The organism is Sphingomonas sinipercae, assembly GCF_011302055.1.
Taxonomy (GTDB): Bacteria; Pseudomonadota; Alphaproteobacteria; order Sphingomonadales; family Sphingomonadaceae; genus Sphingomicrobium; species Sphingomicrobium sinipercae.
This window is the reverse complement of the sequence record NZ_CP049871.1, coordinates 902,704-916,891: the sequence shown is the minus strand read 5'-3', so window position 1 is coordinate 916,891 and position 14,188 is coordinate 902,704. Positions and strand designations below refer to the sequence as shown.

The 14,188-nt window shown below is 65.5% G+C and carries 12 protein-coding genes, 1 tRNA gene and 1 pseudogene; 5 read left to right on the top strand and 9 right to left on the bottom strand.

What is annotated here, in order from left to right:
- The 4 genes and pseudogenes from coaBC (at nucleotide 1) to G7078_RS04720 (ending at nucleotide 2,485) form a co-directional block, all read left to right on the top strand.
- Nucleotides 1-1,166, top strand: a pseudogene (gene coaBC / locus G7078_RS04735) (bifunctional phosphopantothenoylcysteine decarboxylase/phosphopantothenate--cysteine ligase CoaBC).
- Entirely contained in the window at nucleotides 1,163-1,600 is a 438-nt protein-coding gene (gene dut / locus G7078_RS04730) for a dUTP diphosphatase (RefSeq protein WP_166093512.1), read from the top strand. The pseudogene coaBC and the gene dut overlap by 4 nt, the downstream one beginning before the upstream one ends.
- Nucleotides 1,597-2,355, top strand: a complete 759-nt coding sequence (locus G7078_RS04725) for a HesA/MoeB/ThiF family protein (protein ID WP_166093510.1) — start codon at nucleotides 1,597-1,599, stop codon at nucleotides 2,353-2,355. The genes dut and G7078_RS04725 overlap by 4 nt, the downstream gene beginning before the upstream one ends.
- A gap of 54 nt (nucleotides 2,356-2,409) precedes the next feature.
- Nucleotides 2,410-2,485 (top strand) — tRNA-Val (locus G7078_RS04720).
- A 205-nt stretch (nucleotides 2,486-2,690) separates the two neighbouring features.
- On the opposite strand, the gene cysQ is transcribed toward G7078_RS04720, so the two are convergent.
- The 7 genes from cysQ to G7078_RS04685 form a co-directional block, all read right to left on the bottom strand.
- Nucleotides 2,691-3,512, bottom strand: coding sequence for a 3'(2'),5'-bisphosphate nucleotidase CysQ (cysQ, locus tag G7078_RS04715; protein ID WP_166093508.1), 822 nt, complete (start codon nucleotides 3,510-3,512; stop codon nucleotides 2,691-2,693).
- Between the two features lie 5 nt (nucleotides 3,513-3,517).
- Nucleotides 3,518-4,297, bottom strand: a complete 780-nt coding sequence (locus G7078_RS04710; RefSeq protein WP_166093506.1) for an SDR family NAD(P)-dependent oxidoreductase — start codon at nucleotides 4,295-4,297, stop codon at nucleotides 3,518-3,520.
- Nucleotides 4,294-6,189 (bottom strand): acetyl/propionyl/methylcrotonyl-CoA carboxylase subunit alpha, encoded by a 1,896-nt coding sequence (locus G7078_RS04705; protein WP_166093504.1) that lies wholly within the window; start codon nucleotides 6,187-6,189, stop codon nucleotides 4,294-4,296. Before G7078_RS04705 ends, G7078_RS04710 begins: the two co-directional genes overlap by 4 nt.
- A 16-nt stretch (nucleotides 6,190-6,205) precedes the next feature.
- Entirely contained in the window at nucleotides 6,206-6,691 is a 486-nt protein-coding gene (locus tag G7078_RS04700) for a hypothetical protein (RefSeq protein ID WP_166093501.1), read from the bottom strand.
- A complete protein-coding gene (locus tag G7078_RS04695) occupies nucleotides 6,691-8,292 on the bottom strand; it encodes a carboxyl transferase domain-containing protein (protein ID WP_166093499.1) in 1,602 nt (533 codons plus the stop codon). The genes G7078_RS04700 and G7078_RS04695 overlap by 1 nt, the downstream gene beginning before the upstream one ends.
- Before the next feature lie 104 nt (nucleotides 8,293-8,396).
- Entirely contained in the window at nucleotides 8,397-8,876 is a 480-nt protein-coding gene (locus G7078_RS04690) for a DUF2846 domain-containing protein (RefSeq protein WP_166093496.1), read from the bottom strand.
- 52 nt (nucleotides 8,877-8,928) lie between these two features.
- The gene (locus G7078_RS04685; RefSeq protein ID WP_166093494.1) at nucleotides 8,929-9,480 is read right to left on the bottom strand and encodes a hypothetical protein; all 552 of its coding nucleotides are present in this window, start codon (nucleotides 9,478-9,480) and stop codon (nucleotides 8,929-8,931) included.
- A 231-nt stretch (nucleotides 9,481-9,711) separates the two neighbouring features.
- On the opposite strand from G7078_RS04685, the gene G7078_RS04680 reads away from it, so the two are divergent.
- Nucleotides 9,712-11,802, top strand: coding sequence for a M13 family metallopeptidase (locus G7078_RS04680; protein ID WP_166093492.1), 2,091 nt, complete (start codon nucleotides 9,712-9,714; stop codon nucleotides 11,800-11,802).
- A 63-nt stretch (nucleotides 11,803-11,865) separates the two neighbouring features.
- Here G7078_RS04680 and G7078_RS04675 read toward each other — a convergent pair whose 3' ends face one another.
- On the bottom strand, nucleotides 11,866-12,942 hold the full coding sequence (locus tag G7078_RS04675; RefSeq protein WP_166093490.1) for an AI-2E family transporter: 1,077 nt from the start codon (nucleotides 12,940-12,942) through the stop codon (nucleotides 11,866-11,868).
- Entirely contained in the window at nucleotides 12,939-14,090 is a 1,152-nt protein-coding gene (locus G7078_RS04670) for an isovaleryl-CoA dehydrogenase (RefSeq protein WP_166093488.1), read from the bottom strand. Before G7078_RS04670 ends, G7078_RS04675 begins: the two co-directional genes overlap by 4 nt.
- Nucleotides 14,091-14,188 lie beyond the last annotated feature (98 nt).

Below are 14,188 nucleotides of genomic sequence, written 5' to 3'. Positions count from 1 at the left end.
ATGGCAAAGGTCCTCCTCATCGTCGGCGGCGGCATCGCCGCCTATAAGTCATTGGAACTGGTGCGCTTGATCAAGAAGGCGGGCCACCAAGTCACGCCGGTGCTGACCAAGGGCGGCGAGCATTTCGTCACTGCGATGAGCCTTGGCACGCTTGCCGAAAGCCAGGTCCACACTTCGCTGTGGGACCTCAAGGATGAAGTCGAGATCGGCCATATCCAGCTCTCGCGCGCCGCCGACCTGGTCCTCGTCTGCCCCGCCACCGCCGACCTGCTGGCCAAGATGGCGAGCGGCATCGCCGACGATCTCGCAACGACGCTGCTGCTGGCCACCGACAAGCCCGTGGTCGTCGCGCCCGCGATGAACGTTCGCATGTGGCGTCACGCCGCGACCCAGCGCAACGTCGCGCAACTGAAAACGGACGGCGTCCGGGTCATCGATCCTGCAGAGGGCGAGATGGCGTGCGGCGAATACGGACCGGGCCGGCTGCCCGAGCCGCAGCAGATCATGGACGCGCTCGGCGACCTGCTGAAGTGAGCCTGACCGGCAAGCACGTCATCGTCACCGCCGGCCCGACCCACGAGCCGATCGACCCGGTTCGAGTCATCGCCAACCGCTCGTCCGGCCGCCAGGGCTTTGCAATCGCCGCCGCGCTCGCCGGCGCGGGCGCAAAAGTGACCCTGGTCGCGGGACCGGTTGCGCTGGAGACGCCAAGCGGCGTGACCCGGATCGACGTCGAAACCGCGGAGCAGATGGCCAACACCGTCGAGCGCGCCCTCCCTGCCGACGTCGCCATCCTGGTCGCCGCCGTGGCCGATTGGCGGGTCGAGCCGGCCTCCCACAAACTCAAGAAAGGCGACGGACCGCCGGAGCTGCGCTTCCTCCCGACCCGCGACATCCTTGCCGAACTTGGCCGGCACGCGCGCCGGCCCAGCCTCCTCATCGGTTTCGCCGCTGAAACCGCCGACATCGTCGACCAGGCCGCCGCCAAGCGGGCTACCAAGAAGGCCGACTGGATCGTCGCCAACGACGTTTCCGGCGACGTGATGGGCGGCAGCCACAATCGCGTCCACCTCGTGACCGCCGACGGTGTCGAGGATTGGCCGGAAATGACCAAGGAGGCGGTGGCGCGCCGCCTCGTCGACAGAATCGCCAAGGAGTTTCAATGATCGAGATCAAGCTGACCCGCCTGCCGCACGGCGAGGGGTTGCCGTTGCCGCAATATGCCACGCACGAAGCCGCCGGCCTCGACGTCACCGCCGCCGAGGAACTCACGCTGGCGCCCGGGCAACGCCATGCCGTTGCGACTGGATTCGCGATCGAGATTCCGCCCGGGCACGAGGTGCAGGTCCGCCCTCGCTCCGGCCTTGCGTTCAAGCACGGGATCACCTGCCTCAACACGCCGGGCACCATCGATGCCGACTATCGCGGCGAGGTGAAGGTGATCCTGATCAACCTCGGCCAGGAGCCGTTCGAAGTCCGCCGCGGCGAACGCATCGCGCAATTGGTGCCCGCCGCAGTGACCAAGGCAGGCTTCGTCGAGGTCGGCGCGCTGGGCGACACCGACCGCGGCGACGGAGGCTTCGGGTCGACGGGCCGGTGACCCACCTCTCCGACGCCGAGCTTGAGCGCTACGCGCGACACATCGTGCTGCCGCAGGTCGGCGGCATCGGGCAGCGGCAGCTGCGCGCGGCAAGTGTAGCGATCATCGGCGCTGGGGGCATCGGCAGCGCCGTCATTCCAGCCCTTGCCGGCGCCGGCATCGGCAAGTTGACCATCATCGACGACGGTACGATCGACCGGTCCAACCTGCAGCGCCAGACCATGTTTCGCGACGACCAACTGGGCGAAGGCAAGGCGCTGCTGGCCGCGGACTATGCAACGGCCCTGAACCCACATGTCGAGGTTTCGCCGATCGCGCAGCGGCTCGAGGAAAATGGCGCCGAGGAGTTGCTTAGCGGCCACGCGATCGTCATCGACGGCAGCGACAATTTCGCCACCCGCCTTGCGGTCGGCGACACGCTGACGCGCTTGCGCATCCCGCTGATTTCCGCGGCCGCAGTCATGTTCCAGGGCCAGGTCGGCCTGTTTCGCGGCTGGGAGGCGGACCAGCCCTGCTATCGCTGCTTCGTCGGCGACGCTTTCGACAGCGAGGATTGCGATACTTGCGCGGAGCAGGGCGTGGTCGGCGCGCTTACCGCGACCGTCGGCAGCTTCGCGGCGCTGATGGCCATCCGAGCACTCGCCCGAATCGGTGGCGACGCGGCCGGCAAGCTGTTCCTCTTCGACGGCCTGGCGCTCGACTGGCGAACCTTGCGCCTGCCCAAGAATCCCGGCTGCCGAACCTGCGGCGCTTAAAGCGTCCGCGGCGACCTTGACGCCGGTCCGTGCGCGAAGCAGTGCCTTTACGCAGGGCGGTTAGCTCAGTTGGTAGAGCATCTCGTTTACACCGAGAGGGTCGGCGGTTCGAGCCCGTCACCGCCCACCATGGCCTAGATCAGTTCGCCCAGGATTTTGAACACCGCCGCGACCTCGGCCGTACCGATTTCGATCGTTCGATCGGGATTGAACTGGCGCAGCTCAAACCCGGCGCCGGCCCTGCGCACAAGCTGCGCCCAATTGCGCGAAGAACTGGAACCCTGGCTGGTTCAGCACCTTGGCTGGACCGGCACGCTCGATCAGTCCATTCCGGACTAAACGCCCTGCGGCAGGTCGCCGCCGCCTGAAAACGGCTGCAGGAACGGGCTCACCCCAAGCGCCTCCCACCCACCGGTCGCGACGAAACCGCGGTTCAGGAAGGCCGGCTTCCCGTAGCGCAGCGGCCCGCCGTCGGGGCCGTCGACCCGGCCGCCCGCCGCCAGCAGCACCGCGTGACCGGCCGCTGTGTCCCACTCGCTGGTCGGCGACAGGCGCGGGTAAATGTCCGCCTTTCCTTCCGCGACGATGCAGAATTTGAGGCTGGAGCCGATCGCCACATAGTCGCACTCGCCGACCGCGCAGAGGTAATCGGCGGTCGGCTGGTTGAAATGGGACTTTGAGGCGACGGCGGTCAGGTTCGCCGCCGCGGCGCGGGTCGAAATTGGGGTCCGAAGGCTGCGCTCTTCAAGCCAGGCGCCGTGCCCCACCGCCCCGGCGTGCAACTTGCCGGTCGCGGGTGCGAATACCGCGCCGAGCACGGGCGCACCGCCGACGATGAGCCCGATATTGACCGTGTAATCGTCGCCGCCGCGAACGAACTCCTTGGTGCCGTCCAGCGGGTCGACCAGGAAAAAGGTATCGCCGTGCGCGGGGATCCGGCCGACGGCCACTTCCTCTTCGGCGATGACCGGGATGCCGGGCGCGGCCTTCGCCAATGCGGCGAGGATGATCTGCTCGGCGGCGCGGTCGGCTTCGGTGACCGGCGAGCTGTCGCTCTTGTGCTCGACCGCATAGCCGCGGCGCACGATCCCCAAAATCGCCTCGCCGGCCTCACGCGCGGCAATGGCGATATCTTCGAGGAGCTGCGGGTGGTCCAAGCTACCTAGCGGGGCGCCATCCGGATGCCGCCGTCGAGGCGGATGTCCTCGGCGTTCAAGTAAGGCGTTTCCACGATGAAGGCGGCGAGCTTGGCATATTCGTCGGCCTGGCCGAGCCGCTTGGGGAACGGCACTTGCTGGCCGAGCGCGTCCTGCACGTTCTGGGGCATCATCGCGACCATCGGCGTCTTGAACACGCCCGGAAGGATGGTGTTCACGCGCACGCCGTCGCCCATCAGGTCGCGGGCGATCGGCAGCGCCATCGCAAGCACCCCGCCCTTGGACGCCGAGTAAGCGACCTGGCCGATCTGCCCGTCCTGCGCGGCGACCGACGCGGTATTGATGATGACGCCGCGTTCACCATCCTCAAGCGGATCGAGCCCGACCATGCCGAACGCCGAATGGGCGATGCAGCGGAAGCTGCCGACCAGGTTGATGGCGATCGTCGTTTCGAACATCTGCACCGGATAGAGGCGCGGCGCCTTCGTTTCCTTGTCGCGGGCGACGGTCTTGGCGGCAGTGGCGACACCTGCACAATTGACCAGCACCCGCTCCTGCCCGTGGGCCGCGCGAGCCTTTTCGAAGCCCGCCGCGACGCTCTCCTCCGACGTCACGTCGACTTCGCAAAAGGTGCCGCCGATCTCGGTCGCGACCTTTTCGCCCAGCTCCGCATTGCGGTCGAAGATAGCGACCTTGGCCCCGCGCCGAGCCAGCTCCCGCGCCGTTGCTTCGCCCAGACCCGATGCGCCGCCAGTGACGACCGCGGCTATTCCCTCGATGTTCATTCGCTCTCCTTGGGTTCGATGCGGGCGAGGACGGTGCCGTCGCCGACCTGCGCGCCAGCCTGCGCGTTCAATTCCGCCACGACGCCGTCGAACGGCGCGACGAGGCCATGCTCCATCTTCATGGCTTCAAGGGTCAGCAAGCGTTGTCCTTTGACAACCTTTTCGCCTTGGGAGGCTTCGACCGCCGTCACCTTGCCCGGCATCGGCGCCACGATCGCGCCGCTCGCCGCGGCCGCGCCGCTCGCCCTCTGCCGTGGGAGGGTGAAAAGGAACGGCTGCGCGTTCCTGAACACCAGCGCCCCACCGTCGATCGGCATCGAAAAGCCGGAGGCGTCGACGCAATCCTCCAGCATCAGCGCGCGAGTCTCACCGGCGTGCTGGATCGCAATCACCGTCCGATCGGACGCGTTGAGGCGGAAACCGAAGTTGCTGGACCAGGGATCGGCAACCGCGTCCTCGCCCGCCTGATAGAATGGGGCGAACAGCTGCAGCCCCGCGAGTTTCCAGTCGTCGTCGTTAAGCGCCGGCGCTTGCGTAAGCTTTTCCCCACGCTCCGCGATCATCCCGGTCGTCACCGTCCCGGCCTGGAAGTCCGGGTCGTTGAGGCACGCCAGCAAGAAGGCGGTATTGGTCTTGACCGGCCACACGCGCACGCCATGCAAGGCGGCGGCAAGCGACAGCATCGCTTCCTCGCGGTCGGCGCCGGCCGTCACCAGCTTGGCGATCATCGGGTCGTAATAGGGGCTGATGGCATCGCCGGCCTCGACACCGGTTTCGATCCTCGCCAGCCCCTCCGCCAGGTCGCAGACCTCCAGCTTGCCGACGCTGGGCAGGAAGCCGTTTGCCGGATCTTCCGCGTACAGCCGCGCTTCGATGGCGTGGCCGTCGATCGACAATTCGTCCTGCCCCAACGGTAGCGGCTCGCCCGACGCAACGCGCAGTTGCCATTCGACCAGGTCCTGCCCCGTGATCTCTTCCGTCACGGGATGCTCGACCTGCAGCCGCGTGTTCATTTCCATGAACCAGATGCGGTCGGCGCGCAGGCCTTCCGACCCGTCGGCGATGAACTCGATGGTGCCCGCGCCTTCGTAGTTGACGGCCTGCGCGGCCCGGACGGCGGCGCCGCACACGGCTTCGCGCGTGGCTCCGTCCATGCCCGGCGCGGGCGCTTCCTCGATCACCTTCTGATGGCGGCGTTGCAGCGAGCAGTCGCGCTCGAACAGGTGAACGACGTTCCCATGGCTGTCGCCGAACACCTGCACTTCGATGTGGCGCGGGCTTTCGATCCATTTTTCGAGCAGCACGACATCGTTGCCGAACGAGCTCGCCGCCTCGCGCTTGCAGCTTTCGAGCGAGTCGATGAAATCCTCGGCCCGGTCGACCTTGCGCATCCCCTTGCCGCCGCCGCCGGCAACGGCCTTGATCAGCACTGGGTAGCCGATTGCATCGGCCTCGCGCTGCAGCCGCTCAGGCGACTGGTCGTCACCGAGATAGCCCGGGGTTACCGGCACCCCGGCATCGGCCATCAACGTCTTGGCCGCATCCTTCAGGCCCATCGCGCGGATGCTGTCCGGCTTCGGCCCGACCCAGACCAGGCCGGCATCGATCACCGCCTGCGCGAAGTCGGCATTCTCGCTGAGGAAGCCGTAACCCGGGTGGATCGCCTCGGCCCCGCTCTCTTTGGCCGCCGCGATGATCCTCTCGCCGACCAGATAGCTCTCCCGCGCCGGCGACGGCCCGATGAGCACCGCCTCGTCCGCCATGCGCACATGCAGCGCCTTGGCATCCGCGTCGGAATAGACCGCGACCGTGCGGATCCCAAGGTCGCGCGCCGTCCGAATGATCCGGCACGCAATCTCGCCGCGATTGGCGATGAGGAGGGAGGTGATCACGGGTTGCCCATCGTCCTTAACACGCCACGCCCGCCTCGCCCTTGAGCGTAACCCGCCGACCGGTCCCGCCTTGGCGGACCGTCAGCCTCGCCGGCCAGCTTGAACTGTCGGCTTCGACGCTGCTCGACATCTTCCCGACCTTTTTGATCTGCAACTCCAGGCCGCTGCAGGTCAGCTTTGTGCCACTATGGAAAGCGGACATGCGCTTGGCCGGGATCGTGCACCGTTTGAGTCCGCGCAGGCCCGGCGCAGTGCGCACCAGCAACGTCGAGTTGATCGTCCAGACGTAAGAAATGCTGCCTGGACCAAAGGAAAACTCGCAGCCCGACTCGCGCACTGTCATGAGATCGCGGTCGCCGATCGGATACAGCAGCTTCGGCGCGGCCGGGGTCGAGCTGACCTTGGCCCGCGCATCGCTGGTCGCCTGCCCTGCACCCACGAAGAGAAAAAGGGTCACGACCGCCAGGGCCCGAAATTTGAGGTTGATCCTGCCCATCGCCATCACATCCGGAACACGCCGAACTGCGGGTGCTCGGGAATCGGCGCGTTGAGGCAGGCGGCGAAGGCTAGGCCGAGGACGTCGCGCGTCTGGGCGGGATCGATGATACCGTCGTCCCACAGCCGCGCGGTCGCGTGCCAGGGATTGCCTTGCGCTTCGTAATCGTCGCGGATCGGCTGCTTGAAGGCTTCGGCCTGTTCCGGAGTCCACGTGTCGGCGTCGCGGTGGACGGTAGCGAGGACCGACGCGGCCTGCTCGCCGCCCATCACGCTGATGCGGCTGTTGGGCCAGGTGAACAGGAAGCGCGGGGAATAAGCGCGGCCGGACATGCCGTAATTGCCGGCGCCGAAACTGCCGCCAATCAGCACCGTGATCTTCGGCACCTGCGCCGTCGCAACCGCCGTGACCAGCTTGGCGCCGTGTTTTGCGATCCCTTCGGCTTCATACTTGCCGCCGACCATGAAGCCGCTGATGTTCTGGAGGAACAGCAACGGCGTCCGGCGCTGCGCCGCAAGCTCGATGAAATGCGCGCCCTTGACCGCGCTCTCGCTGAACAGGATGCCGTTGTTGGCCAGGATCGCGACCGGCATCCCCCAGATGTGCGCGAACCCGCAGACGAGGGTCGTGCCGTAGAGCGGCTTGAACTCGTGAAATTCGCTGCCGTCGACGATGCGGGCGATGATCTCATGCACGTCATAGGGCGCGCGCACGTCTTCCGGAATGATACCGTACAGCTCCTCCGGGTCGAAGACGGGCGGGCGCGGTTCGCGCACTTCGATCCCGGCGCCCGGCCCGCCTTGCAGCGTGCTGACGATATCGCGGACGATGGTCAGCGCATGCTCGTCATTCTCGGCCAGGTGATCGACGACGCCCGACTTGCGCGCGTGCAGGTCGCCGCCGCCAAGATCCTCGGCGCTGATCACTTCGCCGGTCGCGGCCTTCACCAGCGGCGGACCGCCGAGGAAGATGGTCCCTTGGCTTTTCACGATCACGCTCTCGTCGCTCATCGCCGGGACGTAGGCGCCGCCCGCGGTGCAACTGCCCATCACGCAGGCGATCTGGGCGATGCCCGCGGCGCTCATCTGCGCCTGATTGTAGAAAATGCGGCCGAAGTGATCGCGGTCGGGGAAGACCTCCGCCTGGTGCGGCAGGTTGGCGCCGCCGCTGTCCACCAGATAGATGCACGGCAGCCGGTTTTCCTGCGCGATTTCCTGCGCGCGAAGGTGCTTCTTGACCGTCAGCGGGTAGTATGTCCCGCCCTTCACCGTGGCGTCGTTGCACACGATCATCGCCTGCTTGCCCGAGACGCGCCCGATACCGGCGATCATCCCGGCGCCGGGCACCTCGCCTTCATACATGTCGCAGGCGGCGAGCTGGCCGATCTCCAGGAACGGCGAACCGGGATCGAGCAGCCGCTCGACGCGGTCGCGCGGAAGCAGCTTGCCGCGCGAAACGTGCCGCTCGCGATGCTTTTCAGACCCGCCCAGCGCGGCCTTCGCCACATCGCCGCGAAGCCGCTCCGCGAGCGCCCGATTATGCGCGGCGCGCGCATGAAATTCGTCGCTGTCGACGCTGACCTTGGTATCGAGACGAGGGGCGCTCATTTTGAGACGCCTAGCCGGAGCAAAACGTCTTGCCTAGTTGACGTTGATAGTCGGGCGCGGCTGCGCATCCAGCTGCGCCCGATCGATCAAGTCAACTCGAAGCTTTACTTCGCAGCGCCCGCGGATGTTGCAGCATTCACGGCATTCTTCGGGTTGTTCCACAGGTTCAAACCCGCAGCGCTTTTCGCAAACTGGCTCAAGTCCGCCGGCGCGAGCTTGGCCTTGCCGGACATGAAACCCATCGAGATCGAGCATTTCACAAAGTAGGTTTCGCCTTCTTCGACTTCGAGCCGCAGCTGGTCACGCGATTCAAGGCTTTTGGTGTTGTAAACGTGCATTCCGGGTGCTGTTGGGACAACGTAATACTTGCCGACGCCGAGCCGTGCGATTTCCTCGGTGCCTTCACGAACGGTGCAACCCAACAGAGCGCCCATCGCGCTGGTGCGAAAGAAAACTACTTGGCCCATTCCAGCGGGCGCCGCGCCGATCGTTCCCGACTTTGTCTGGATTGGAGTGGTTTCCGCAGCGGCATATGCGGTGGACATCATGGTCAAAACCACAAATGCGGATGTCAGCAACTTCATAAGACTTTTCCCCCTTAAATTTTAAGTTTTACGTTGCGTTTGGACAGTCGCCTCAGCAGGCTGCCGGAACCTCGATCTCGATGATCACCTTCGCATCGGCTGCGGCACCCTGCGCGATGACGCCGTTGCGTCCACGAACCAGCATTCCAAACGGCCCAGCGACCGCGGCCAGCGCAACTGCTCCCACCGTACCTTCATTGCCGGCGCTGATGAGGTGCATTTTGCCAAGAGAGATGCGAGTCTGCCCGCACTGCAGGTAACGGGCGTTGACAATGAGCCGGCCGCCCGATCCTCCCATGCCTGATTTCTTGGCATCGATGACCTCGCCTTCGCCTTTCAAACCCGCTGGTAGCGCCGTCCGACCGTCGATGACGACCGGGTCGGAAAGATGAATTGGAAATCTGTCACCGGCTGAGACCTGGTCGGATCGCAAGGTTCTATCGACCGTGATCCGGACCAAGGTATCCTTGGGCAATCGAGCCGCGGTCGGTGATGGACCAGGCGGCAACACCTGCGACGGACTCTGTAGCGGCGGGACTTCTGGCGAAGACACAGACGCGCCGACAGCGGCAGTCAAGCCGCCCAGCCAGATCAAGGCTGTCATTAAACTCTCCCCCTCCAGACGTCGGCACTCGTCCGGAAGAGCGAAACGTATGCGAAGGATTTCAGAGACTCAAGGGGCTTACATCTGCCGATCGCTCGCGCCAGCGGCGCGCTGACCGGCCGTTCGTCGAACAGACGTGCGCGTTAGCGCCTAGCGGGGTGAGTCACGCTTGCAAAGCAGGGGCTTTCGGAGCAGCCACCGTGCAGCTTCATCTTCTCACGAGGTTGTCCGATGCGCCGTTCGCCACTGTTCCTTGCCGCCACCGCACTTGCCCTCACGCTGGGCACCGCTGCCTGCAACCGGGGCGGCGACACCGCTGCGACCGAAACCGCGACTGCCGGGACGGAACTTGGGATCGTCCCCGCGGCGATGGACAAGTCCGTCGCGCCGGGCGACGACTTCTATCAATTCGCCAACGGCGGCTGGATGAAGAGCACCGAAATCCCGGCCGACCGGTCGAGTGTCGGTGCGTTCTACATCGCCGACCAGGTGCGCGAGAAAAACACGCGCGAATTGTTCGACGAATTGCTCAAGGGCAACCCCGCCGCCAATTCGAACGAAGGCCGCATCGCCAATTACTACAAGGCCTATCTCAACACGGACGCCATCGACCGCGCCGGCATGGCCCCGGCCAAGGCCGACCTCGATTCGATCGCCGGAATCGGCGACAAGCGCGCGCTTTCGGCGGCGATCGGCAACACCATCCGCGCCGACGTCGATCCGCTCAACTCGACCAATTTCCAGACCGACAATCTGTTCGGGATCTTCGTCACGCAGGGTCTGAATACGCCGGGCGAGACCCTGCCCTACATTCTGCAGGGCGGGCTCGGCATGCCGGAGCGCGAATATTACCTTTCGAGCGACGCCAAGATGGCCGGCCTTCGCGACAAATATCGCGGCTATATCCAGACCGTCATGCAGGCCGCCGGAAGCGCCGATGCGGCGGCCTCCGCCAAGCGAATCATGGATCTGGAAATGAAGATTGCCCAGGCCCACGCGACCCGCGAGGAAAGCGAGGACTTCGCCAAGGGCGCGCAGGTATGGAGCCGCGCCGACCTTGAAAAGCGCGCGCCCGGAATCGACTGGGGCGCATTGCTGGGCGCCGCGCAGCTCGGCGGCGCGCAGAAGTTCCAGGCCTATCATTCGACCGCGATCCCGAAGCTTGCGGCACTGGTCGGATCCGAACCGCTCGACGCCTGGAAGGACTGGCTGGTCTTCCACACGCTCAACCAGCAGGCGAACGTGCTGCCAAAGCCGATCCGCGATGCCAGTTTCGCCTTCAACGCCACCGCGCTGCAGGGCACGCCGCAGCAGCGCCCGCGCGAGATGCAGGCGCTGAACGCGACCAGCAACGCGCTGCAGGACGCGGTCGGCAAGGCCTATGTCGACAAATACTTCCCGGCCTCGGCCAAGGCCGAAGTCCAGAAGATGGTCGACGGGATCAAGGAAGCCTTCGCCAAGCGCGTAGAATCGATCCAGTGGATGGCGCCATCGACCAAGGAAGAAGCGCTCAAGAAGGTGCGCAACATCGTCGTCGGGGTCGGCTACCCAGACAGCTGGCGCGATTATTCGGCCGTGCCGATCACCGCCGACAATGCCTACGCGAACCAGAAGGCGGCGGCGCTTGGCGAGTATAAACATCAGATCGCCAAGCTCGGAAAGCCGATGGACAGGGCCGAATGGTGGATGCCGCCGCAGCTGGTCAACGCCGTCAACCTGCCGGTGCAGAACGCGCTCAATTTCCCGGCGGCGATCCTGGTTCGGCCGTTCTTCGATCCCAAGGCGGACGCGGCCTTCAACTATGGCGCGATCGGCAGCGTCATCGGCCACGAAATCAGTCACAGCTTCGACAATAATGGCGCGCTGTTCGATTCGACCGGGCGGCTGCGCAACTGGTGGACTCCGGCGGACTTCGCCAAGTTCCAGCAGGCCGGGGCAGCGCTTGCCGCCCAATATGACGCTTACGAGCCGCTCCCCGGCTTGCACGTCAACGGCAAGCTGACGCTGGGCGAGAACATCGCCGACGTCGCCGGCCTCGCCGCGGCTTATGACGCCTACAAGGCTTCGCTCGGCGGCAAGGAAGGGCCGACCATCGACGGCTTCACGCCCGACCAGCGCTTCTTCATCGCTTACGCCCAGGCATGGGCCAGCAAGATGCGGGACGAGACACTGCGCGGCCGCATCGCCACCGACGGCCACGCGCCCGGCCAGTATCGCGCGCTGACCGTCCGCAACCTCGACGCCTGGTATCCGGCCTTCAACGTCCAGCCGGGGCAGAAGCTCTATCTCGCTCCCGACAAGCGCGTGAAGGTCTGGGGCTAAGCTTCAAAGGCGCGGTCTGGCCAGGTCACGGGACTCGTTCCCGCGACCTGGCCGGCTCCGCCGCTAGTTCTTGTGCGGGCTGTTGCCGGTCGGAAGCATTTTGGGAAAGTTGGGCGCGCCGTCGTTGGACAGCAGCACGGCCGCCCAGCGGGTGCTTTCGAAATTGGCGAAGACCATCATCAGCATCAGCGTCAACGGCACTGCCAGGAACGCCCCGGGCAGCCCCCACAGGAAAGTCCAGAACGCAAGCGCAAGCAGAGTCGCGACCGAACCGATGTTCTGCGTCTGCGCCTGCATCTTGGGATAGATGACATTGCCGACGATCGCGGCGGCGATCTGGATCGCGCCGAAGATGATGATCGCCGGCCAGACGCTGGTGAATTGCAGCAGCGCGAACAGCGCCGGCGCCACCGATCCCACCGTCACGCCGATCACCGGGATAAAGGACAGTAGGAATAGGACGAAGGTCCAGAACAACGCATTGTCCAGCCCGACCGAAAGCATCGCAACCGCGGACACGAACGCCAGCATGACGCCGGTCAGTGTCTGCACCCACACATAGGTCTGGATGTCCTCCGCGATCCGCGACGTGCCCTTGAGGATGGCGATCGAATGCTCCGACGAACCGGCGATATTGCGCACCTTCTTCGGGATCCGGGTCCGCTCGGCGAGCATGAAGCCGAAATAGACCAGCACGATGAACAGGGACGAGACCAGCCCTTGCAGCCCGGTTAGCACCTGCCCCGCCAAGTGCGGGATGCTGATTTGCCCGATCACCGCGCTTAGCTTCAGCTGCTCCTTCGCGCCCCAGCTTGCGCCGATGTCCGCGATCAACCCTTCGACTCGGGCCAGCAGCGCCGGCCCCTGGTTGACGATCTGCGCCCCACCCTGCCCGATGACGTAGATTGCGCTCGCGATCGAACCGATGATGACCAGCGCCGCAAGGGACGACACCACCCACGACTGCAACCGCGGCCAGCGCTTCTGCAGCGATCGCACCAACGCATCGACCAGCACCGTGAGCACGAACGCGACGACGAGCGGGATCAGGATCGTGCGCAGGTAATAAAGAAGCCAGACGGCCGCCGCGGTCGCAACCAGCCCCTGGGCTACCCCGAGCCGGCGGGTTTCCACGCTCACGCGCCGACCAGCTCGCGACCGATCAGCATCCGGCGGATTTCATTGGTGCCGGCGCCGATGTCGAGCAGCTTGGCATCGCGCAAGTAACGTTCGACCGGCCAGTCCTTGGTATAGCCCGCGCCGCCCAAGGCCTGCACCGCCTCGCCCGCGACCTTGAACGCATTCTCGCTCGCCAGCAGGATCGCGCCGGCCGCGTCGAACCGCGTCGTCTTGCCCGCGTCGCAGGCCCGCGCGACCTGGTAGACATAGGCCCGCGCCGAATTGAGCGCGACATACATGTCGGCGACCTTGGCCTGCATCAGCTGGAAGCTGCCGATCGCCTTGCCGAACTGCTTGCGTTCGCGGACGTAAGGCAGGACCACGTCGAGGCAGGCCTGCATGATCCCGGTCTGGATTCCGGCAAGCACGGTGCGCTCGTAATCGAGGCCGCTCATCAGCACTTCGACGCCCTTGTTTTCCTCGCCGAGCACGTTTTCCGGCGGCACGAAGCAATCGTCGAACACCAGCTCGCTAGTCGGCGACCCGCGCATGCCCATCTTGTCGATCTTCTGGCCGGTGGAATACCCCTCCATGCCCTTTTCGATCAGGAAGGCGGTGATCCCGCGGCTGCCCTCGCCCGTCTTGGCATAGACCACGAGGGTGTCGGCGTGGGAGCCGTTGGTGATCCAGAACTTGGTGCCGTTGAGGCGATAGCCGTTGCCGCTCTTGTCCGCCTTCAGCTTCATTCCAACGACGTCGCTGCCGGCGCCCGCCTCGCTCATCGCCAGCGCGCCGACATGCTCCCCGCTGATCAGCTTGGGGAGGTATTTCGCCTTCTGGTCCGGGTTGGCCCAGCGGCGGATCTGGTTGACGCACAGGTTTGAGTGGGCGCCGTAGCTGAGGCCCACCGAAGCCGAGGCGCGCGCCACTTCTTCCTGCGCCACGACATGCTCGAGATAGCCCAGCCCCAGGCCGCCCCATTCTTCCTCGACGGTGATCCCGTGCAGCCCAAGCGCACCCATCTGCGGCCATAGCTGCGTCGGGAATTCGTCCTTTTCGTCGATCTCGGCGGCGATCGGCGCGATCCGGTCGGAGGCGAAGCGCTGGGTTGTCTCGCGGATCGCATCCGCCATCTCGCCAAGGCCGAAATCGAGGGTGGGCTCGCTCATGCGTATCTCCTTGGCTCATGGCGCTAGCACCGGCCGAGAGGCTTGGACAAGGCGTCCGCAAGTCTTATGTGCACTGCAACATAACTCCTGCGGAGCGT

Excerpts from the sequence above, each read along its gene's own strand:
- dut (WP_166093512.1), top strand. The coding sequence starts at position 1,163 with ATGATCGAGATCAAGCTGACCCGCCTGCCGCACGGCGAGGGGTTGCCG.
- G7078_RS04710 (WP_166093506.1), bottom strand. The coding sequence starts at position 4,297 with ATGAACATCGAGGGAATAGCCGCGGTCGTCACTGGCGGCGCATCGGGT.
- G7078_RS04700 (WP_166093501.1), bottom strand. The coding sequence starts at position 6,691 with ATGGCGATGGGCAGGATCAACCTCAAATTTCGGGCCCTGGCGGTCGTG.
- G7078_RS04695 (WP_166093499.1), bottom strand. The coding sequence starts at position 8,292 with ATGAGCGCCCCTCGTCTCGATACCAAGGTCAGCGTCGACAGCGACGAA.
- G7078_RS04690 (WP_166093496.1), bottom strand. The coding sequence starts at position 8,876 with ATGAAGTTGCTGACATCCGCATTTGTGGTTTTGACCATGATGTCCACC.
- G7078_RS04685 (WP_166093494.1), bottom strand. The coding sequence starts at position 9,480 with ATGACAGCCTTGATCTGGCTGGGCGGCTTGACTGCCGCTGTCGGCGCG.
- G7078_RS04680 (WP_166093492.1), top strand. The coding sequence starts at position 9,712 with ATGCGCCGTTCGCCACTGTTCCTTGCCGCCACCGCACTTGCCCTCACG.
- G7078_RS04670 (WP_166093488.1), bottom strand. The coding sequence starts at position 14,090 with ATGAGCGAGCCCACCCTCGATTTCGGCCTTGGCGAGATGGCGGATGCG.